Annotated in this window: 19 protein-coding genes; 9 read left to right on the forward strand and 10 right to left on the reverse strand. The window is 54.5% G+C overall.

The window, feature by feature from the left end:
• From gspD to NTH01S_RS06570, 4 genes are all read right to left on the reverse strand, one after another.
• Positions 1–2,349, reverse strand: a complete 2,349-nt coding sequence (gspD, locus tag NTH01S_RS06555; RefSeq protein WP_068171309.1) for a type II secretion system secretin GspD — start codon at positions 2,347–2,349, stop codon at positions 1–3.
• A gap of 6 nt (positions 2,350–2,355) precedes the next feature.
• Entirely contained in the window at positions 2,356–3,009 is a 654-nt protein-coding gene (gspM, locus tag NTH01S_RS06560; protein ID WP_068171311.1) for a type II secretion system protein GspM, read from the reverse strand.
• 14 nt (positions 3,010–3,023) lie between these two features.
• Positions 3,024–4,034 (reverse strand): PilN domain-containing protein, encoded by a 1,011-nt coding sequence (locus NTH01S_RS06565; protein WP_068171314.1) that lies wholly within the window; start codon positions 4,032–4,034, stop codon positions 3,024–3,026.
• Positions 4,035–4,151: 117 nt separating this feature from the next.
• On the reverse strand, positions 4,152–4,997 hold the full coding sequence (locus NTH01S_RS06570; protein ID WP_068171316.1) for a prepilin peptidase: 846 nt from the start codon (positions 4,995–4,997) through the stop codon (positions 4,152–4,154).
• Positions 4,998–5,036: 39 nt separating this feature from the next.
• Between NTH01S_RS06570 and NTH01S_RS06575 the strand changes: the two genes are divergently transcribed.
• The 5 genes from NTH01S_RS06575 to NTH01S_RS06595 are packed head-to-tail and all read left to right on the forward strand — an operon-like array spanning position 5,037 to position 9,474.
• Positions 5,037–6,755, forward strand: coding sequence for a GspE/PulE family protein (locus NTH01S_RS06575; protein ID WP_245642242.1), 1,719 nt, complete (start codon positions 5,037–5,039; stop codon positions 6,753–6,755).
• A 2-nt stretch (positions 6,756–6,757) separates the two neighbouring features.
• Positions 6,758–8,005 (forward strand): type II secretion system F family protein, encoded by a 1,248-nt coding sequence (locus tag NTH01S_RS06580; RefSeq protein ID WP_068171319.1) that lies wholly within the window; start codon positions 6,758–6,760, stop codon positions 8,003–8,005.
• Positions 8,005–8,490, forward strand: coding sequence for a prepilin-type N-terminal cleavage/methylation domain-containing protein (locus NTH01S_RS06585; protein ID WP_068171323.1), 486 nt, complete (start codon positions 8,005–8,007; stop codon positions 8,488–8,490). The genes NTH01S_RS06580 and NTH01S_RS06585 overlap by 1 nt, the downstream gene beginning before the upstream one ends.
• Complete coding sequence (locus NTH01S_RS06590; RefSeq protein WP_068171327.1) at positions 8,480–8,878, forward strand: type IV pilus modification PilV family protein; 399 nt, start codon at positions 8,480–8,482, stop codon at positions 8,876–8,878. The genes NTH01S_RS06585 and NTH01S_RS06590 overlap by 11 nt, the downstream gene beginning before the upstream one ends.
• Complete coding sequence (locus NTH01S_RS06595) at positions 8,875–9,474, forward strand: prepilin-type N-terminal cleavage/methylation domain-containing protein (RefSeq protein WP_169802050.1); 600 nt, start codon at positions 8,875–8,877, stop codon at positions 9,472–9,474. The genes NTH01S_RS06590 and NTH01S_RS06595 overlap by 4 nt, the downstream gene beginning before the upstream one ends.
• A gap of 109 nt (positions 9,475–9,583) precedes the next feature.
• On the opposite strand, the gene NTH01S_RS06600 is transcribed toward NTH01S_RS06595, so the two are convergent.
• From NTH01S_RS06600 to NTH01S_RS06610, 3 genes are read right to left on the reverse strand one after another with little or no spacing between them, the layout of a single operon-like run.
• Entirely contained in the window at positions 9,584–9,994 is a 411-nt protein-coding gene (locus NTH01S_RS06600) for a hypothetical protein (RefSeq protein WP_068171333.1), read from the reverse strand.
• Between the two features lie 50 nt (positions 9,995–10,044).
• On the reverse strand, positions 10,045–10,542 hold the full coding sequence (locus tag NTH01S_RS06605) for a hypothetical protein (RefSeq protein ID WP_157070893.1): 498 nt from the start codon (positions 10,540–10,542) through the stop codon (positions 10,045–10,047).
• The gene (locus tag NTH01S_RS06610; protein ID WP_169802051.1) at positions 10,539–11,783 is read right to left on the reverse strand and encodes an aminopeptidase; all 1,245 of its coding nucleotides are present in this window, start codon (positions 11,781–11,783) and stop codon (positions 10,539–10,541) included. The genes NTH01S_RS06605 and NTH01S_RS06610 overlap by 4 nt, the downstream gene beginning before the upstream one ends.
• A gap of 243 nt (positions 11,784–12,026) precedes the next feature.
• Here NTH01S_RS06610 and NTH01S_RS06615 point away from each other — a divergent pair, with 243 nt between their 5' ends.
• The gene (locus NTH01S_RS06615; RefSeq protein WP_068171342.1) at positions 12,027–12,836 is read left to right on the forward strand and encodes a glycosyltransferase family protein; all 810 of its coding nucleotides are present in this window, start codon (positions 12,027–12,029) and stop codon (positions 12,834–12,836) included.
• A 6-nt stretch (positions 12,837–12,842) separates the two neighbouring features.
• Here NTH01S_RS06615 and NTH01S_RS06620 read toward each other — a convergent pair whose 3' ends face one another.
• The 3 genes from NTH01S_RS06620 to NTH01S_RS06630 all read right to left on the reverse strand — a co-directional run bounded on the left by NTH01S_RS06620 (position 12,843) and on the right by NTH01S_RS06630 (position 14,864).
• Entirely contained in the window at positions 12,843–13,115 is a 273-nt protein-coding gene (locus NTH01S_RS06620; RefSeq protein WP_068171345.1) for a hypothetical protein, read from the reverse strand.
• Positions 13,116–13,284: 169 nt separating this feature from the next.
• Complete coding sequence (hisC, locus tag NTH01S_RS06625) at positions 13,285–14,352, reverse strand: histidinol-phosphate transaminase (RefSeq protein ID WP_068171348.1); 1,068 nt, start codon at positions 14,350–14,352, stop codon at positions 13,285–13,287.
• A complete protein-coding gene (locus NTH01S_RS06630) occupies positions 14,349–14,864 on the reverse strand; it encodes an ankyrin repeat domain-containing protein (RefSeq protein ID WP_068171351.1) in 516 nt (171 codons plus the stop codon). The genes hisC and NTH01S_RS06630 overlap by 4 nt, the downstream gene beginning before the upstream one ends.
• 343 nt (positions 14,865–15,207) lie before the next feature.
• Here NTH01S_RS06630 and tkt point away from each other — a divergent pair, with 343 nt between their 5' ends.
• From tkt to NTH01S_RS06645, 3 genes are all read left to right on the forward strand, one after another.
• On the forward strand, positions 15,208–17,271 hold the full coding sequence (gene tkt / locus NTH01S_RS06635) for a transketolase (RefSeq protein ID WP_068171354.1): 2,064 nt from the start codon (positions 15,208–15,210) through the stop codon (positions 17,269–17,271).
• A gap of 41 nt (positions 17,272–17,312) precedes the next feature.
• Positions 17,313–20,183 carry a bifunctional transaldolase/phosoglucose isomerase gene (locus NTH01S_RS06640; RefSeq protein ID WP_068171357.1) on the forward strand — a complete coding sequence of 957 codons (2,871 nt, stop codon included), beginning with the start codon at positions 17,313–17,315 and terminating at the stop codon, positions 20,181–20,183.
• A 4-nt stretch (positions 20,184–20,187) separates the two neighbouring features.
• Positions 20,188–20,471, forward strand: a 284-nt coding sequence (locus NTH01S_RS06645) for an NAD(P)-binding domain-containing protein (RefSeq protein WP_169802052.1), incomplete at its 3' end; no start/stop codon positions are given.

Below are 20,471 nucleotides of genomic sequence, written 5' to 3' on the forward strand. Positions count from 1 at the left end.
TTAATCGTGTAGGCCGACATATTTTAAGACGCGGTGCTGCGGGTCAGAAGAGCCTGTAGCGGGTGTGTGGTTCAGGTCATCGGGCGTTAAGGCTGCATGTGATAAGCGCTCTCTCAGGTCTGTTGTCAGAGACAGTGCTTCTCCTTGGCTATGGATAACGTGGGGTGTGATGAGCACCAGGAGTTCCGTGCGAGTACGGCTATTATCTTGTGTGCCGCCAAGTAGGCCAAGAATAGGAATGTCTTTGAGCCAAGGAATGCCTTGGTTGCTGCGTTCGGAGCGATCTGAAATAAGGCCCGCTAGGCCGACGGTCTGGCCATCTGCAATGACGACGCGTGATGTTACCTGACGTTGAGAGAAGGTTGGGCTGTTGATGGAGCCGCTTCCTGTTGAGGTTGTGCTCGAGGCCACGGAGCTTACTTGTTGAGAAACATCTAGTGTGACTAAGCCGCCATTGCTCACATGTGGCGTAACTTGAAGGATGACCCCCGTGGGTTGGTAGTTGATGGAGTTGGTCACAGTGGAGTTGGCGGTGAGAACGCCTGTCGTGGAGCCGGTGAGGTAGGGGACCATATCACCGACCATGAGTGAGGCAGGCTGATTATCAACAACCATGAGTTCTGGTGAGGACAGGACGCGAACAGACGTGACGGCTTGCAGGGCATTAATGACGAAAGGCGCTCCACCACTGGCGGAGCCACCGAGCACGAAGCCGGGGAAAGAACTGGATAACGTAGAAGAGACAAGGTTGGCTGCCCCCAGAGACTGAGACGCATTACTCAGTACACCATTAACGCCGCCGGATTTGAAGAAGAACTGCGTTCCGTATTGAAGGTTGTCGTTGAGTGTTACTTCCGCAACGGTCGCATCGACACGGACCTGGAGAGGCATAATGTCCACTTTGCGGAGCATTGCGGTGATGGAGTCACTTTCTTCAGGGGTTGAATAAACGAGAATAGCGTTGTTTTGCAGGTCGGGTATAATACGGATCCGGGCGGTATCGTTATTATTGCTGCTGTTATTGCCTAGGCCACCAAGGAGGGGATTGTTGGAGAGGCTGTCGGATTGATTATTGTTTGTGCCGCCATTTTGATTGTTGCTGTTGTCATTGCTCGTGTTGCTAGAATTGCCTTGACCAAGCAGTGCGTTCCCGGTGTTGTTATTTTGTTGATTATTTCCGAGGCTCAAGGATGTGCTGTTTGAATTGCCATTATTTGAGAAAGAGCTGTTAGGGATATTCATCTTCGCAGATGGGGTGGCGGTGACGTGGTCTGGCGTAAAGGCTTGTTGTAGTAGATAGGCGACATCATTTGCGCGGCCATTTTGTAGGTAATACACATTCCATCGACGGACCGAACGACGGCGCTGGGTTTCAATGGTGGTGAACGCGCGACGTGCATTGTCAATAAAGCGTGGGTTGGACGCAATGACCATGACAGCTTCTGCGCGCGGCATGGCGATGACTTGAATACGGTCCGTAAAGGCTTGCCCTTTTTTCGTGGCTAAAGCGGCTTGCAGTGCTTGTGCGAGTTCTTGTGCGCTGCCGCTCTCTGTAGGGAACATGGCGTAAGATTGACCGGAGAGGACGTCGGTATCAAAGGCTTGCACCATCTCAATGAGTGACGCGCGTGTTGCGGGGTCGCCGGAAATGGCGACGGCATTACTGCCAGGGGCTGCGACAAGATGGCCGTTATTGTGCAAAATGGGCTGAAGGGCTTTGACTAGACTTTCGGCTGATGTGTACCGTAAAGGGATAATCGTACCATCTTGATCATCGCCGCTATTGCCGCCGCCGGGTATGCTGCCAAGGCCGCCGCTATTGCCTGATGAGCTGTTAGAGACGACGCGGTATAGGCCATGTTCATAAATTAATGTGGCGCCAGCACCGGCAAGGGCCGAGCGGAAAACATTGAGCACTTGATCCCGATGCAGTGGGCGTGTTGTGCGCATGGTGACCGTTCCGTGTACGGCAGGATCAACCATGTAATTTACGCCGAGTACAGAGCCGAGGATTTGGTCTGTGGCAGAACGGATATCGGTTTCAGCAAAATTGAGGGAAATATCACCTGGGCTGCGGTTATTATTTGCATCATCACCACTGAGCGCAGAGGCATGGCCGTAGCTGACGATACCGCCGCGCGCTGCGGGGTTTTGCTCAATGGGGCCATCAATACGGGGAGAGGCGATTTGCCCGTAAGCGCCAGGTACGATGGGGAGGGGTTTTGGGGTACGTGGCGCATCTGCGCACCCGCTGACCATCATAGTCGCAGAAATGGCGAGAGCTGTGCCAGAGCGCAGGGCGATACGGCATGAAGATGACGAAACGCGAAGGCTGGGAAGAAAAATCACGCGGCTTTACCAATTCTGAGAGTTGGAAGAGTGAGGGGAGAGAGCGGATGCGCTGCGGATGCTGCGTAAGGCGACGATCAGCAGTGAAACATCAACTGGTTGACCGTGTGCTGCGGCATCATCTGGCATAATGCCGGCGGCGGCGGAAATTTGGAGGTCTTCCGTTAAGAGGTGGGGGGAGTGTGTTTGTTGGAGGCTAGAGAGGAATTGTATTGTCGCGGGCCATGAGGCTGTGAAGGCAACCCGTAAAGCGATGGTTTGAAAATGGTCTTTACGGGGGAGGGTAAGGGGTTCTTGGCTGGTAAGAGGCAGATTAAGCGCATCTGTCAGTGTATGCACGGTTTCTTGGAGTTGGGCGAGGGCAAGGTCATCAGACGGTGCCGTTAGCAAGGGGCTGGTTTGTGCCATGTGCAGGCGGGCCTGTTGGGCGCTGTTTTCTAAGTGAGGAATGGTGCTAATGAGGCGTTGCGTTCGTGCCAAGAGCTCTTTTTGGGTCGTAATACTCTCTTGAGTATTCTCAAATGTGCTTATGAGTGTTTGTACGGTCCAGACACACAATAAAACGGCTAGGCCTGCAAGAATGAGAGCGTAAAGGCGTCCGCGCTGCCCCGTCGGCAGGTGTGAGAGGTTGGGTGCTGCGTTGTTATGTGTTTGAGGCATGATGGGTATAGGCCTCAGGGTTGCCCGAAGGCATTTGTTGTGGTGGCGGTGAGGGCAAAGAGGTCCGCTTGGTGGTTGTCAGAGCGCAGCACGGGGCCGGAAAAGGCAACGTCAGAAAAATGCCCTGCTTGGCGCAGTGTAACGATGAGGCGGGCTGCTTCTTTTGATTGGCCTTCAAGAAATATTTGGCGGCCACGGAGGCGTAGGCTGGTGAGGTATGTGTCATCGGGTAGAGCATCTGTCAGATTTTGCAGAGTAATTAATGGGAGGCCATTACGCTGCTCTTCTTTGCGGACAGCGAGAGGGCCAAGCTGCGTCAGCATAATTTGGTGTTGTAGTGTTTCGGCATGGTTGCGACCGTTTTCTAATGTGGAGAGTGCAGAGTTTATACGAAAAAGTTGTACTTGTTGGAGAATAAAGGGGCTCACGAGCAATAGGCATATGAGGAGAAGAAAAATTGTGTGTCGTGGGCGTTTGACTGAAGGGGCGTGGCTGAGCGGCAGAGTTAAGGGGGGGGATGTATGGCGTGATGGGGCGCGTAAATGTGTGGGTGCGCGTGCGTATAGGCTCAGTTGCTCTTGAGCCGGGTTAAACGTCTTGCGTGGGGCAATGAGAAGGTCAAAGGCAATGAAGCCGGGTGGTGCGGGATGCGGCGTTGTGTCTAAGGACCATACAATGTCATCTGGTTGAAAAGGGGTCAGGCGATCAAGTTCATAATGGGTGGCGCGTGTGGGGTCTGTGCGTGCGGCTTCAGGTAAGGTGATGCGGCGCTTTAAAATGCTACCAGGGGGAAGGCAAAGGACGGTATGTGGCGTGCTATGAAGAAATGTTTTGTGCTTCGGGCGTGGGAGGGCCTGTAGTTCCAGTGATGTGAGGGCTAATGTACCGTCTGGTGAAACATCCAAAAGGGTTTCGACCTGCTTTGCCCGAAGGCGGGCGGGTAAGCATTCACTTAGGCGAGCCTGCCACCAGCGCAAAAATACGGGCAGCATCGGGGAATTCGTGATCGTCCGCAGCCCGTTCATATTGTTTTATACTCCTGATGGCCATAATTGAGCCGGAAATGGAATGAGGTCTTGTTTTTAAAACATATGATTAAGGAAGGATTTTGAAAGTTTTACGGGTTTTGTGCAAGGTCGTTCTTAAAGTGTTTGGTCCGATATGAGGCGGATGAACCAGATTGAGAGGGCGAGTGATGGGCCAAACGGAATGGCCTCTTGCCATGTTTGTGTATCGTGCTTGAGGAAACGGCGGGTGACGATATGCGCAATGCCGAAGAGGGCGGCATAGACAATAGTATGGGGTAGAGCACTGACCCCAAGCCAGGCGCCGCCGGCTGCGAGGAGTTTTGCATCGCCCGCGCCGAGGCCGGGGCGGCCTTTTGTCGTGAGATAAAGCCAAGAGATGCTTGTAAAAAAAAACCAGCCTAAGAGGCAACCTTCGAGGTGTTCTATTAGGGTATTGCCTAAATAAAAAAGGCCGCCAGAGAGAAGAGCGTCACGCCATATTGCGTTCAGTAAGCCGGCTAGGATGAGGGGGAGGGTGAGACTGTCGGGGAGGCGGAAGCAGCGTAGATCAATCCAGCTTAAGGCGAGTAACCCCCAGCCGAGCGAGCAGGTCCAGAGAAGGTCAAGGCTATTGGGGAGTTGGGGGGTGGTATAGAGGGCTATGATCCATGCTGAGAGAGGAACGCAGCAGGCGATAAGTTCAATATAAAAATGGAATGGAGCGATAGGATGCTGACAATGTTGGCACCGGCCGCGTTGACGTAGGTAGGAGAGGATAGGTACCATCTCCCAAGGACGTAGTGGTGATTGACAGACTTCACAATGAGAGCGCCCTGCAAGAAAAGGGCGTTTACTAGGAATACGACGAATTAATACACCAAGAAAGCTGCCAATAATGGGCGAAATGAGCAGAACCGGGAAGAGTGTTTCAAGAGACGTCGCCATAAGGGGCCAGTGTGCTGGGACGAAAGTGATGCTCATACAGTCTAACCTGCCGGATTGTTTCCGGGGCGGCAAGCCATGAGAGATGACCACATGATGAATGATGTTGCGCAGAGCGAAGTCGAAGGCGATTTGGGGCACTGGCTTGTGCGCAATGGTGTGTGTGAAGAGCGTGTGGTGGAGCGTGGAAAGGCTGTTGCGGCAGAAAGCGGGCAAGGTTTGGCGGCGGTGATGCTGCAACTGGGGTTGGTCACGGAAACGGACCTTGCGAGGACCTATGCTGCGCTGCTTGGGCGTCCTTTGGTGACGGCCGAGATGCTGGCGCAGCGTGAAGAACCATTATGGGGTGATGTCCTAACAAGTCGTTTCGTGCGTCAAGCGCGTATTATTCCGATTCATGATGATGGGCGTGTTGTGCATGTCGTTATGGCGGATCCGCAGGATGATTTTACGGCGGATGCTGTAAGCCTTGCGGTAGGACGAGATGTTTGTCGTGAGGCAGGAAAGTTATCTGATATTGATGCGGTATTAAGCCGTTTATACCCTGAAGAGACAGCAGACGCGGCAGAAGAGAATACGGCGTCACAAGAAGATTTAGCAGAAGATGACACGGACCGTTTGAAAGATTTGGCGAGTGAAGCGCCAATTATTCGGTTGGTGAATCAGATTATATTCCGGGCTGTTGAGAATAGAGCCTCGGATATTCATATTGAGCCGGATGAGAACCGGTTGGTTGTGCGCTATCGTTATGATGGCGTGCTGCATGAGGCGGATAGTTTAAGCCCGCGTATGACGGCGGCGTTGATTTCTCGCGTTAAAATTATGGCCCGGTTGGATATTGCGGAGCGTCGTTTGCCGCAAGATGGGCGTATCAAATTAGCTGTGCGTGGGCATGAGGTCGATTTCCGTGTGTCGACGGTGCCCGGTTTGCATGGTGAAATTGTTGTGCTGCGTGTGCTCGACCGTACGGCAGTGCGCTTTGAGTATGCTCATTTGGGTTTGTCTCAGCCCGTTATTGATGTGTTTCGCAATGCGCTTGAAATGCCGAATGGCATTGTGTTGGTCACGGGACCAACGGGAAGCGGTAAAACTACGACGCTGTACACTGGTCTGTCAGGATTAAACGCGGCTGAGCGTAATGTGATGACCGTGGAGGACCCGATTGAGTATCAACTGAGTGGGGTTAATCAGATACAAACGCGCCCAGCTATTGGTCTTAACTTCTCGAATGTGCTGCGTGCTTTGCTGCGGCAAGATCCAGATGTGATCATGGTGGGGGAAATTCGTGATTTAGAAACAGCACAAATTGCCGTTCAGGCCGCGTTAACCGGGCATTTGGTACTCTCCACGTTGCATACGAATTCGGCGGCGGCGGCAGTGACGCGTTTGCGAGATATGGGGCTGGAAGATTATTTGTTGACGGCGGTTTTGCGGGGTGTCCTTGCGCAGCGTTTGGTGAGGCGTTTGTGCATGTCTTGCCGGGAGGCGGTGCCAGTTATGCCAGAGCTTGCTGGGCGCTTGGGGCTTGAAACGTATGAACAGCATACGCTGTGGCAGGCACGGGGATGTCCAGAATGTCGTCATACGGGGTATCGTGGCCGTCTGGCGATTGCGGAGTATTTAAGTCCCTCCAAAGCTGTGACACGTTTGATTTTGTCTGGGGCCGATCATGTGGAGATTGAGGCTGCGGCGGTGGAGGAAGGGATGGAAACCATGTTCCATGCGGGGCTTCACGCAGCCTTGCAGGGGGAGACAACGCTTGAAGAGGTCAGTCGTGCTGTTGGTGCGGAAAGTTAGAGGTGGTGATCTCTGAAGGGCAGGTCACACTGTGGCAGTATCGTGCGGTGGGTGCAGATGGCGTTGTGGTGACGGGAGAATTGCGCGCGACGAGTGAGGCGCAGGTTGTTGCGTCTCTGCGGCAGAAGAAATTGATGCCACTGGATGTGCGTCATGAATCTGCTGGCGGGGTGGGGCGTATTGATGGATCGTTTTTAAGTACGCTACGCCGGGCGCGGTTTCGACAGGGCGACATCGCAGATTTTACGCGTAAGCTGGCCACGATGTTGGGCGCGGGGCTGGATTTGGACCGTGCGCTGCGTTTCTTGGGAGAAACTGCACCATCGGACAAAATGAAGGCGCTGATTGCGCAACTGCGTGACCGAGTGCGTGATGGTGCGTCTTTTGCGGATGCTTTGGAAGCAGCAGGCGGTGTTTTTTCCAAGCTTTATGTTGGGCTGGTACGTGCTGGTGAAGCAGGCGGCGCGCTGCATGATGCGCTTGAACGTTTGGCGGATGTGTTGGAGCGAGAGCGCCGTTTAGCGGCGACGATTCAGTCCGCTATGATCTATCCAACGGTTTTAATGATCGCGTCTATCGGGTCGGTTGTATTGTTATTGACCCATGTTCTTCCGCAATTTGTACCGCTTTTTGAAGAAAATGGCGTAGCGCTTCCTATGATGACGCGGGTGGTGATCACGGCGGGGGATGTCTTAACGCATTGGGGGGTATTTATGCTCATCGGTGCCGTGCTGTGTGTTGGCGTCGGGCGTATGGCATTGCGGAGGCCAGATATACGCTTTAGGGCAGATCATTTCCTGTTGCGTGTGCCAGTTATAGGCACGTTGTTGCGCAATGTGATGGCGGCGCAATTGACGCGTACTTTAGGGACATTGTTGCAAAATGGTGTGTCGTTAGTTGGTGCGTTGCGTATTACTGGTGGTGTGATTGGTAATCGTGCAGGTGCGCAAGCGCTGACACGCGCTACGGGCGTGGTGCGTGAAGGGGGGAGCTTGGCGGTGTCTTTGGAGCGGGCTGATGTGTACCCACGGGAAATGACGCATTTTTTGCGGGTGGGGGAGGAAACGGCACAACTGGCATCAATCGCCCTGCGGGCGGCGGATGTGCATGAAGAGGCGGTGCGGGTTACGGTGCAGCGTCTTTTGGCAATTTTGGTACCCGCGATTACGGTGATTATGGGTTTAATCGTTGCGGGTATTGTATCGGCCTTGCTGTTAGCGATGTTGAGCCTGAATGATTTGGCGCATTGATGCGGTCGCGTAATGTGCCGTGCGGGCGTGCGGTTTCCGGTTCCGGGGGAGGCAGGGAGGCCGGGTTTACCTTGTTGGAAATGTTGGTTGTGCTCGTGATAGTGGGGCTGCTAATTGGGCTAGTGCTGACCCGTGGGCCATTGCGTAGTGATGCGATGACGTTTTCAGATGGGCGGTTGCGTGTGGTGTCTGCGCTACAAGCCGCGCGGCGGGATGCTGTGCTGCAAGGACATGATGTCATGATGCAGGTGGATGTGCCGTCTCGCACTGTTTCCGTTATGGATGGAGGGCATGTGAGGGTCGAGCCCTTGGTCACGCCTGTTGGGTTGAGCAGTGATCAGAGTGTTGAGCGTATTACGGAGCATTTTTCTGCGGATGGTACGGCAGACGGCATGCCGATTGTGCTGCGTTATGGCCGGTTTAGGGCGCGCATTACGCTGAGCCCGATGACTGGGCGGGTTATGGTACAAAATTATGGGGGATGACGCGCGGCAAGATCGAGGCTTCACGCTGCTGGAGGTGATTGTTGCGCTGATGATTGCGGGCATCGCGCTGGCTGCGATGATGGGGGCATTATCCACGGGGCTGAGTGGAGAAACGCGGGCTGTCGATCAGTTGCAGGCGCTTTCTCTTGCGCGATCTGAATTGGACGCTGAGATGATGTTTCCTAGGCTTACACCTGGAGAACGAAAAGTGACGTTGATGCGGGGTTTTCAAAGTACGATTGAAACACGGCAGGTGGCGAAAGGGCACGCTGCTGGTGGGCGTGTTTTGGCTCTGTATCAAGTGAATATACGTGTGGAATGGGGCGCTGCTGGGCATGGCGTTGTGCTGTCAGAGCGGTTGGTACGCGATGCGGTGGAGGCACCATGATGATGCGGCGTGATGAAGGGTTTACGCTGCTCGAGATCATGGTGGTTTTGGTGGTGTTTGGTTTGCTGTCTTTGGCTTTATGGACAGGGATTGGTGTGGGAACGCGTGGTTGGCGCAGTGGGGAGCAGCTTTCGGTTTCCGTTCAACAGGCGCAAGATACGGAAGATGCTTTGCGGCGTATTTTGACGCGTGCTGATCAGAGTGATGATGGTGGCCCCGCAGCGTTTAGTGGTGGGGCAGATCGTTTGAAGCTTGTGAGTTGGTTGTCGAAAGGTGGTGGTTATGCGGGGGAGGCAGAACTTGGGCTGGGCGTGAATGCTGAGCATAATTTTGTTCTGCGTTGGCGTTCTTATGTGCATACACGGTGCTTGCCGCCGGATGAGGGGTATCAAGAAGAGGCCCTCATGGGGGGGATCAAGGGGGTAGAATTTGCATATTATGGCATGGCGGATGGGCATTTTGGGTGGCACTCTGCTTGGAATGTGCCGCGTTTGCCTCAATTAGTGCGGGTGCATTTTGACTTTATAAAAGCGGGGCAACGTTGGCCGGATATTTTGATCCATCCGATCTTAGCGGGGGGTGGAGAGCCGTCTTAGAGGTCGTGTGGGGTGTGAGGGGGCGGTTATTGCCCCTGCAATGAGCGTTGTTATTTTGCGTTTTTGTCTCAGAGGCCCGTCTCAGAACACTGTGTCAGGGGCTGATGGTTTATGTGCGGTCTTTGAGCACTGTAGCGATATGCGGTTCGGTGCCAATGAGGACGCAGGCGACAGGGTGGGTGCTGTCACGCACAAAAGCAAGGAGGAGGGATGCTGCGCTCTGGAAAAGGTCACTGTCGACAGTGATTAATGGCGCAAAATTTTTCTCTTCATGAGTGGCGTGGGCTACATGCGCTAAAAGGCGGTGCACGGCCTTTTCTAGGGCAGGGAGCACAATGGTGGCGCCGTGTTCCGCATCATGTGTATGTGTTGTGAGGAGTTCTTCCCAGCCTGGTCGTGTGATGAAAATGGGTAGGCCGTCTTCTGGTGTTTCGCGTTCAGCACGGACGATGAGGCCTTGTGTGGCGAGGTCTATGATATTCAGTGAAGGCAGTATTGTTGGGTCAAGTGAGATCGGCATAGGGCTTTTATCTTTAGGGCAGGGAAGGGTGTGATAGAGGCGAGGGGTGTTTAATGGGTTGGGCCGTTGAGTGCTTGTAGGATAGCGTTTGTTTGGGTGGGGTGTGCCTGTAAGGAGAGTGAATTCTGTACGGTAGGCTGGGGTATGCCGGGCGGCAAATGATGGCTGCGAGCGGCTAGGGTCATATTGAAAGCGGACATCCCGAGAACGAAGCTTTCTGGTGTAAACCCATGGCTGGTTAAGGTTTCTGGAAGGTGAGGAACCTGTGCGGTGCGGTTGATGACCTCATCCAGACTGGCGCCTTGTGTATTGGGCGGCTGTATGTTTGCGGCCTGCAGTGCGGTGAGGGTATCTGCCGCGTTGGTAAAGAAGGATTCGGGTAAGGTGTAGGCCGCTACGCGCTGTGCATCAGCAAGGGTCTGTGCAGGAATGGTGTTGGATATGGCGGGTTGTGATTCTGGCAGAAATGGTCCGCCTGCGCTTTGAGCACAGGCGGGAGCGATAGCTAAAAGGGTTGTCAGCCCTGTGATAAGGCAGCGCTTGATCATGAAAGGACCCATTCACCAGCTCGCATGAGCGGGGTGCGTTCGCCGTTTTTGATGCCGTCGACATCAATTTTGTCAGACCCGATCATCCAATCAATGTGGATTAAGGAGTCATTGGCACCGCGGGCAATGAGTTCCTCGGTGGTTTGGCCTTCGGGGTCGATCATGCATTTGGTGTAGGCTTGGCCGAGAGCGATGTGGCTGGAAGCATTCTCGTCAAACAGCGTATTGCAATAGAGAATGTTGCTGGCGGAGATTGGCGAAGAATGTGGCACGAGCGCGACTTCACCGATGCGGCGTGCGCCTTCATCCGTATCGAGAATACGTTTGAGGACGTTTTCGCCTTTGCTGGCGGAGGCTTCAACAATACGGCCAGCCTCAAAGCGTACGGCAATATCATCAATGAGTGTGCCTTGGTGGAACAGAGGCTTGGTGCTGCACACATGGCCATCAACACGGGCGCAATGTGGCGTGGTGAAAATTTCTTCTGTCGGGATATTGGGGTTACAGACCACGCCATTCCCTGCTTTTTCCGCGCCGCCGGACCATAGGTGACCATCTGCCAAGCCAACGGTGAGGTCCGTGCCGGGGCCAGTGAAGTGCAGCGCGTCAAAACGTGTGGTGTTCATGTATTCGGCGCGTGCATGGAGGCGGGCGTTATGGGCTTTCCACTCCGCGACGGGGTCTTCCCGGTCAACGCGTGATGACGTGAAAATCCCTTGCCATAGAGCGGCGAGGGCATCTTCTGGGGAGAGGTCTGGGAAGACTTGCGCGGCCCATGCGGGTGTGGCGCAGGCGATGATGTTCCAGTTGACGGCAAATTGCGTGATGAGTTCCATCGCGGGGCGGTTAGCCGCAGAGTTCGCGCGGTTGGCGCGGGCGATGCGCTCAGGGTCTTGTCCGGCGAGGAGCGTTGGGTTGGCACCCGTAATGGCCATGCGGGCAGCCCCTTCACGGAAGGCACGAGCGAGGCCCTCGGCCATCCAAACAGGAGCAGTATCGAACGCATCATCAGGGGCATGAATGTAACGTGCGAGGGTGGCTTCATCGTCAGCGTAAAGCGTGGTGACGAGGGATGCGCCAGCGCGGTAAGCGTGTTCTGTGACGCGGCGAACAAGTGAAACGGCGTCCAGTGGGGCGGTGATGACAAGTTGTTGACCGGGCTGGATGTTCAGGCCGACGCGCACGGCGACTTCGCCAAGGCGGTCAAGGAGCTGTTCATGGGTAAAAGAATGTGTCGTCACGTCCAGAACTTTCAGGCATCACGTTTAAAGATTTTATGGCTTATGGTGGTCTCTCAGCGCGGGAAGTGCAAGGGGGCTTGTCTGTTCGCGTGAGCTGTCTGATGTTGGCACTGGTGTGTTCGGGCACTCATTACGGTGCTGTGTGTGTAGGTAGTGAAGGTGAGCGCTACGAGAGCATATGGCGGCATCATGTGAGGACAATCCCTTTTCGGGATGGTGCAAGGGATAAGGACAGCGCGGTTGATGCAGCCGGGATTACATATTTACGCAGATGATGGTGTTTTGGGGCAGGCGCCTTTTGATGTGGCGGTTGTGATGCCGAGTTTGTTGCGCCCGTCTTTGTTTCATGCGTTGCAATCTATTTTTGCGCAAAAAGGCAGGGATGGGAAAATCTTACGCATTCAGGTGATGATTGGTGTGGACCGTACGCCGCCTGACTATGCGATGGCGTTATTAGAGCGTGCTTGTGCTGCGCGGCCGGCGCATTGTGTCGTGTCGGTTCTATGGCCGGGATATTCAACGTCCCAGCGGCATGGTGGGTTGGGGCGCGCGCGTGATGGTGGCGTGCTGCGCTCTGTTTTGAGTCAACTCGCGAATGCGCCGCGCATTGCGTATTTGGATGATGATAATTGGTGGGCCCCTCATCATCTGACGAGCCTGTTAGAGGCGATTGACGGTGGGGATTGGGCATGGTCTGGCCGGCATTTTGTGCATCCCAAGACGTTGCGGCCGATTTGTGAGGACTTATGGGAGTCGGTTGGGCCGGGGGGTGGTGTGTTCCGTGAGCGGTATGGTGGGTTTGTGGACCCTAATTGCTTAATGCTCGATCGGGCGCGCGTGCCAGAAGCTCTGGAGTTATGGAACCAGCCGATGCCGGGTGATGAAACGTATATGACCGCGGATCGGCGTGTGTTTGATATGATGCGCCACCGGAAGGGGCGGCCGACAGGCGATTATACGGCGTATTATGTGTTGACGGAAACGGATGGGATGCATCCGTTTCGTTTACAATGCATGGGCGATGCGTGGCATGAGGCCGGGCGCATCGCGTAGCTCACATTACATAGAGCGAATGGTCTCGCGGCGTGGGCGGCGCGGGCGTTGTGCGTCTGGTCCACGATTTGCAGCGCGGGCGGCTTTATCGCGGGCATCAGCGCGGAGTTCGCTTTCCAGTTCACGGATGCGGCGCTGGATGCTTTCTTTGAGCGCTGGTGAAGTATGGGACTTCATGGTGCCCAAAGTCTCTTTCAGGTCACGCAACTGCTTTTCTTTTTCTGCGGTGTTGCGGCGGATGGGTTGGTTGTCGGACATTTGTCCGTGAAATGAACGCATGGTCTTGGTCTTTCTACACGTAACGTCGGAAAACGCGTTTTTCCCGCCAGTACGATGGTACTGACGGAAGGCGGACTATGGAACGTACCGGTCAAGTACGTGTGGCATAGCCTCCGAGGGGTCATGATCGCTTGAGGGCGTAGAACGCCCGTGGGGTCACGATGGGTGGTTAGAGTAGGTCTTTCAGCGTGTCCGTCAGGCGGGTGCTGTCCTCATCTGTGCCAATCGTGATGCGTAGCCAGTCCCGGATACGCGGGGTTGAAAGGTGCCGTACCAGAATGGCTCGTTCCCGTAATCGGGCGGCGAGTGATCCGGCTGGATGCGCCGGGTGGCGCACGAGAATGAAATTGGCACAGGATGGCAGAACTTGGAAGCCGAGATTTTCAAGTGCTGGAATGAGGCGGTCACGCGTGGCTTGAACGCGGCCTGTTATGTCCTTCAGCCATGCTTGGTCTTTGAGGGCAGCGATGGCGCCCGCCTGTGATGGGCGCGATATGGGATAGGAGTTGAAACTATCTTTGACACGATTGAGGCCCTCAATCAGTTCTGGTGAACCAATGGCGAAGCCAACGCGCAAACCGGCAAGGGCGTAAGATTTGGATAATGTCTGGACTACGAGCAGGTTATCGTAAATGTTTGTAAGAGGAATGGCGCTTTCTGCCCCGAAATCGACATAGGCTTCATCAATGACGACAACCCGGTTTGGGTGGCGTTTAGCGAGTGTTTCTATATCGCGGAGAGAAAGGCTGAGGCCGGTGTTGGCGTTGGGGTTTGCTACAATGATCCCGCCGCAGTCTTTTTCTTCTTGTGCGTCATAAGCAGTAACGTCGATTGTATAATCTTCTGCAAGTGGAAGTTCTTGAGCAGGCTGTTGAAACAGGCCGCAGAAGACGGGATAAAATCCGTACGTTACATCGGAAAAGAAAAGCGGGGCGTCATCATGGAATAAGCCACGGAAGACATGCGCTAGAACTTCGTCCGAGCCGTTACCAACGAAGATATGATCGGAGGTTGTGCCATGTAGTGTGGCGATGGTTTCACGCAGTTCTGTGGCCAGTGGATCTGGGTAGAGGCGTAAATCATCTTGCGCTGCGCTGCTTACGGCCGCTTTGGCGAGTGGACTCGGACCATAGGGCGATTCGTTCGTATTTAATTTCAATAAATTAGAAATGCGTGGCTGTTCACCCGGTATATAAGGGTGAAGGGCGTGGACCCGTGCGTTCCAAAAGCGGCTCATGGTGTGGTCTTTGGCTGTGAGGATGTTGGCAGGAGAGCAGACAGCCCTTGTTTTTCCGCGATATCACGGACGCAAACGCCTTCAGCGTCCTGTATGTCCGGGGAGGCGCCGTGCTGGATGAGGCGACGTGCCATCTCTTCACGGCCAAACATGAGGGCAAACATCAAAGGGGTGCGGCCCGCGTGATTAGCATGGTCGATCGTAGCGCCGTGAGCGATGAGGCACTCTGCAATGGCTAAATTGCCTTTGAAGGCAACACCAGAGAGAGCGGTGGCGCCTTTGAGGTCCATGATGTCTGGCGCAGCGCCTTTTTCGAGCAGGAGGCGTACGGCTTCTTCGTGCCCATTATAGGCGGCGATAATGAGTGCAGTATATCCGCGGGCATCCGCGGCATTAATGTCCATTCCGGCATCAAGGAACTGACGCAGTAGGTCCATATCCCCAGAGCGGGCGGCCTCAATGAAGAGCGCGGTGATCTGTTCTGGGGAGAAGTTGATCGGCGAGGCGGTCATAGGGCTGTTTCATACCGGTAAACGAAGAAGAAATCCGCGCGGATGCGTGGAATGAGTGAATCCTAGCCGGTTCATGGCGTAGGTGCAAAGTCTGTCTTTAGGTGGGGCGGGAATGATGTAAGTCATGTCGAAGGCCGCGTTAGATTCAAGGCAGGAATGATTTTTTTGCAAGGATAGCCGTTAAATGGCAGTTTTGGTGCGCACGAATGCGTGCTTCACGAAAAGGCGAACGGCTGAACCATTGCGTTTCATGTCATATCGCGCCATCCCAGAGGGGACGAAAGCGCGGGGCGTATGACATAGTGTCCCTTCAGCGTTTCATGAGCCGGAGATACAAGTACCGATGAGCACTCTTTCCCAACTCGGTATCAATACGATCCGCACCCTTTCCATGGATGGTGTTGAGCGCGCCAATTCCGGGCATCCCGGAACGGCAATGGCAATGGCACCCGCCATGTATGCGGTGTGGCAGCATGACTTGAACTACGATCCGGCTGATCCATTGTGGCCGGCACGTGATCGTTTTGTTTTGTCGATCGGGCATGCGTCCATGCTCTTGTATTCCACCCTGCATCTGACGGGCGTGAAAGATATTGTGGACGGAAAGGTCGTTGATCGTCCTGCTCTGACGCTGGAAGATTTGACGCAGTTCCGTCAGTTGGACTCCCGCACGCCGGGTCACCCAGAATATCGCTTCACGGCAGGGATCGAAACCACGACAGGCCCTCTGGGGCAGGGTTGTGGTAACTCCGTCGGTATGGCGATGGCTGAAAAATGGCTGGCTGCGACGTATAACCGCCCGGGTTTTGACCTGTTTAATTATCATGTCACCGTGTTCTGTGGTGATGGTGATATGATGGAAGGCGTTACGTCTGAAGCAGCGTCAACGGCGGGGCATCTTGCTCTTGGTAATCTGACATGGGTGTATGACTCGAACCAGATTTCGATCGAAGGTTCGACCGACATTGCCCTGACGGAAAATGTTGCGGATCGCTTTAAGGCTTATGGCTGGCATGTTCAAACGCTGGATGATGGTAATGATGTTGATGCCATCCTCGCAGGGTTGAAAGCAGCACGTGCGGTTAAAGATCGTCCAAGCCTGATCGTCCTGAAGACGGTCATTGGTTATGGCGCTCCGAAAAAGGCTGGTACAGCATCGGCTCATGGTGAACCGCTGGGTGGTGCTGAAATCAAGGGTGCGAAGGCTGCTTATGGCTGGCCAGAAGATGCGCCTGATTTCTTCGTTCCGGATGGTGTGCGTGAGCATTTTGCTGACGGCATTGGTAAGCGCGGTGCGGCTGCAAGCGCACAATGGCGCGCTCTGTTTACGAAATATAAGGAAGCCTTCCCGAAGGAAGCCGCTGAAGTTGAGCTGATCTTGAGTGGTGGCTTGCCAGAGGGCTGGGATAAAGACATTCCGGTTTACCCAGCAGATCCAAAGGGTATTGCGTCACGTGCAAGCTCTGGTCAGGTGCTGAATGCTGTTGCGAAGAACCTGCCATGGTTGGTTGGTGGTTCTGCTGATCTGTCGCCATCTACTAAGACAGATATCAAGGGCGCAGAGTCGTTCCAGCCGGAGAAGTGGGGCGGAAGCTATGCAGGCCGTAACCTGCATTTCGGTGTGCGTGAGCACGCTATGGGCTCTATCTGTAATGGTATCGCGCTGTCCGGTATCCGCTCTTATGGTTCGGGCTTCTTGATCTTCTCAGATTATATGAAGGCCCCGATCCGTCTGTCTGCGATTATGGAACTGCCGGTTCTGTATGTCTTTACGCATGACTCCATCGGTGTGGGTGAAGATGGGCCGACCCATCAGCCAATCGAACAATTGGCTCAGCTGCGTGCAACGCCAGAAGTCATGACTATTCGCCCATCAGATGCCAATGAAGTGGCTGAAGCATGGCGCACGCTGATCCCGCTTAACCATAAGCCTGCGGTACTGATCCTGAGCCGTCAAAATCTGCCGACGCTGGATCGTACGAAATATGCACCGGCTTCTGGTTTGGCAAAGGGTGCTTATGTGCTGGCAAGCTGTGAAGGTAAGCCAGACGTTATTCTGATGGCATCAGGCTCTGAAGTTTCCTTGGTGGTTGATGCTTATGAAAAGCTGACGGCTGAGGGTGTCAAGGCCCGCGTGGTGTCTATCCCGAGCTTCGATCTCTTTGAGGCACAGGATCAGGCTTACCGTGATGAGGTGCTGCCACCAGATGTTGTGGGCCGCGTGGCCGTTGAGCAAGCATCTGCCTTTGGTTGGGACCGTTACACAGGGATTGGCGGAGCCATCATTGCGATGCATGGTTTCGGTGCTTCCGCCCCGGCTGCGTTGCTGCAAAAGAAGTTCGGCTTCACGCCGGAAGCAGTTTACGAAGCTGGTAAAGCACAAGCCGCGCGTAGCACGGCGAAGTAAGCATTTCGGATTTAATCTACGAAGACACATGGAGAGAAACAGTGGGTGACACGATCTCAAAAACACCGGGTGCTAGCGTAGCCAACGTGTTGCAGGGGCTGGCCGAGTATGGCCAGTCCCCGTGGCTGGACTTCATTCAGCGCAGCTTCACAGAAGCTGGCAGCTTGAAGAAGCTCGTTGACGAAGATGGTTTGCGTGGGGTGACCTCTAACCCTGCAATCTTTGAAAAAGCGATCGGCAAAGGCACGGAATACGATCCGCAAATTCGCTCTTTGCTGAAAGACGGTGCTTTGTCACCGGGTGATTTGTACGAAACGCTGGCGATTGATGATATTCGCGCCGCTTGTGCAGAACTCCGCCCCGTCTTTGATAAGACGAATGGCTTGGATGGCTATGTTAGCCTCGAAGTATCGCCTTATCTGGCCTTTGATACAGAAGGTACGATCGCGGAAGCTCGCCGTTTGTGGAAGACGGTTGACCGCAAGAACCTGATGATCAAGATCCCAGGTACGGCAGAAGGTGCGAAGGCGGTTCGTGAAGCGATTGCGGATGGCATCAATGTCAACGTCACGCTTCTCTTCTCACTGGATGCTTATAAAGCGGTTCTTGAAGCCTATATCTCTGGCTTGGAAGAACGCGCTGCAAAGGGTGAAGAGATTTCGGGCATCGCCAGTGTCGCTTCCTTCTTCGTGAGCCGTATCGACGGTAAAATTGATGGCGAGATCGACCGCCGCGTTGCTGCGGGTGACAAGGATGCGGAAACGCTGAAATCCCTGCGCGGTAAGGTTGCGATTGCAAATGCAAAGCTGGCTTACCAGTATTACCTCGACATTAAAGCTACAGATCGTTGGAAGGCTCTTGCCGCTAAGAGTGCACAGCCACAGCGTCTGCTGTGGGCTAGCACAGGCACCAAGGACAAGGCTTATTCAGACGTTCTGTACGTTGAAGAGCTGATTGGCCCGGAAACGGTTAACACGATTCCTCCTGCAACATTTGATGCGTTCCGTGATCATGGCAAGCTGCGCGCTAGCCTGACGGAAAATGTTGAAGATGCACGACATGTTCTGTCTGAGGCGGAGCGTCTGTCTCTAGATCTAGCGGGTGTGACCGATAAGCTGGTGAAAGACGGTTGTGCGGCTTTCAGTGCATCGTTTGACACGCTCTTAGGCGCTGTTGCGGAAAAGCGTGAGATTGTTTTGGGGCAGCGTTTGCTGCAATTCAGCGCAGACCTTCCTGCTGATTTGCGTGATGATGTTGCCGCTCTTGAAGGTGCTTGGAACAAAGACGGTAAGGTTCGCCGTGTTTGGGAAAAAGATGCGACGGTTTGGACAGGTGGCCCAGAAGGGAACTGGCTGAACTGGCTGGATATCGTTCAAGAGCGCCTGAAGAATGTTGCGGAACTTGAAGCATTCGCGCGTGACGTGAAGTCTCGTGGCTTTAGTGATGTTCTGCTGCTGGGTATGGGCGGCTCCAGCCTTGGCCCAGAAGTGTTGGGTGCGACGTTTGGCCAAGCTGTTGGCTGGCCTAAGCTGCATGTGCTGGACAGCACGGACCCACAGCAGGTCAAGACGTTTGAGAAGTCTGTTGATCTGAAGAAAACGCTCTTCATTGTGGCCAGCAAGTCAGGCGGTACGCTTGAGCCAAACATCCTGTTCGCACATTTCTGGGACGTTGCGGAAAAAGCTCTGGGCAAGGCACCGGGTGAGCACTTTGTAGCGATCACGGATCCTGGCTCCAAAATGCAGAGCGTGGCGGAAGAGCACAAATTCGGACATATCTTCTACGGTGATCCGAAGATTGGTGGTCGTTTCTCCGTTCTGTCCAATTTCGGTCTTGTCCCGGCTGCCGCTAGCGGCATTGATGTGCAGGAATTCCTGACCAGCACATTGCTGATGGTTGATAGCTGTGGCGCGTCTGCTCCAGCACAGATTAACCCGGGTGCACAGCTTGGTTTGATCCTCGGTGCGGCGGCAACCCGTTATGGGCGTGACAAGGTCACGATCCAAACGTCTGCTGGTGTGGAAACAGTCGGTGCTTGGCTTGAGCAGTTGATTGCGGAAAGCACAGGCAAGCAGGGCAAGGGTCTGATCCCTATTGATGAAGAAACACTGACCACGCCGGATCATTACGGTACGGATCGTGTGTTCGTGGATATTCTTCTGGGTGATGCAAAGCCAGATGCGCGCTTGGCTGCTCTGCGTGAAGCTGGTGCGCCGGTGGTGACGCTGCGCCTTGGCGACGAAGTGCAGCTTGGCCAAGCATTCTTTGTCTTCGAATTTGCGACGGCGGTTGCAGGCTCGGTGCTGGAGATTGACCCGTTCGATCAGCCAGATGTTGAGTTCAGCAAAGTGGAAACACGCAAGCTGACCTCTGCTTATGCTGAGACGGGCTCTCTGCCTCCAGAAACACCATTTGCAAAAGATGGTGCTTTTGCCTTCTACGCAGATGCGAAGAACACGGAAGCACTGAAAAAAGCCGATACTGTTGCGATCTTGAAAGCGCATTTTGATCGTGTCGGTGCCGGCGATTATGTTGGTCTTCTGGCTTATATCGAGCGCGATAAAGAAACGCGTGCATGGCTCCAAGCGCTGCGCCTTGATGTGCGTGATGCTCTGAAGTCTGCAACGGCTGCTGAGTTCGGCCCGCGCTTCCTGCACTCTACGGGGCAAGCTTATAAGGGTGGCCCAGATAGCGGTGTTTTCCTCCAGATTACGGTGGATGATGCGGCAGATGTGCCGGTCCCGGGTTACGGGTTTACGTTCGGTGTGGTGAAGGCGGCTCAGGCACGTGGTGACTTTGAGGTGCTTTCAAACCGTGGTCGTCGTGCGCTGCGGGTACACATCAGCGGTTCGCTGGAAGAAGGGTTGAAGGCGCTTGCCGCAGCACTTCGCACAGCTATCAAGAAAGGCTAAGGCAATGCGTATTGGGATTATTGGCCTTGGGCGTATGGGCGGGAACATAGCGGTTCGCCTGACGCGTCATGCACATGATGTTGTTGCGTTTGACCGTTCAGCGGAAGCGACGTCGAAGATTGTTGAGCGTGCGGATGGTGGTCGTGCGGTTGGCGCTACGAGCGTTGAGGACCTGACGGCGAAGCTGAAGGGTGATGAGCGCCGCGTTGTTTGGGTTATGCTTCCGGCAGGCCCGATCACGGAGAGCTGCATTGAGCAGCTTGGTGGTCTTTTGACTGAGGGTGACAT

It is taken from the genome of Neokomagataea thailandica NBRC 106555 (assembly GCF_001598495.1).
GTDB classification, from domain to species: Bacteria; Pseudomonadota; Alphaproteobacteria; order Acetobacterales; family Acetobacteraceae; genus Gluconobacter; species Gluconobacter thailandicus_A.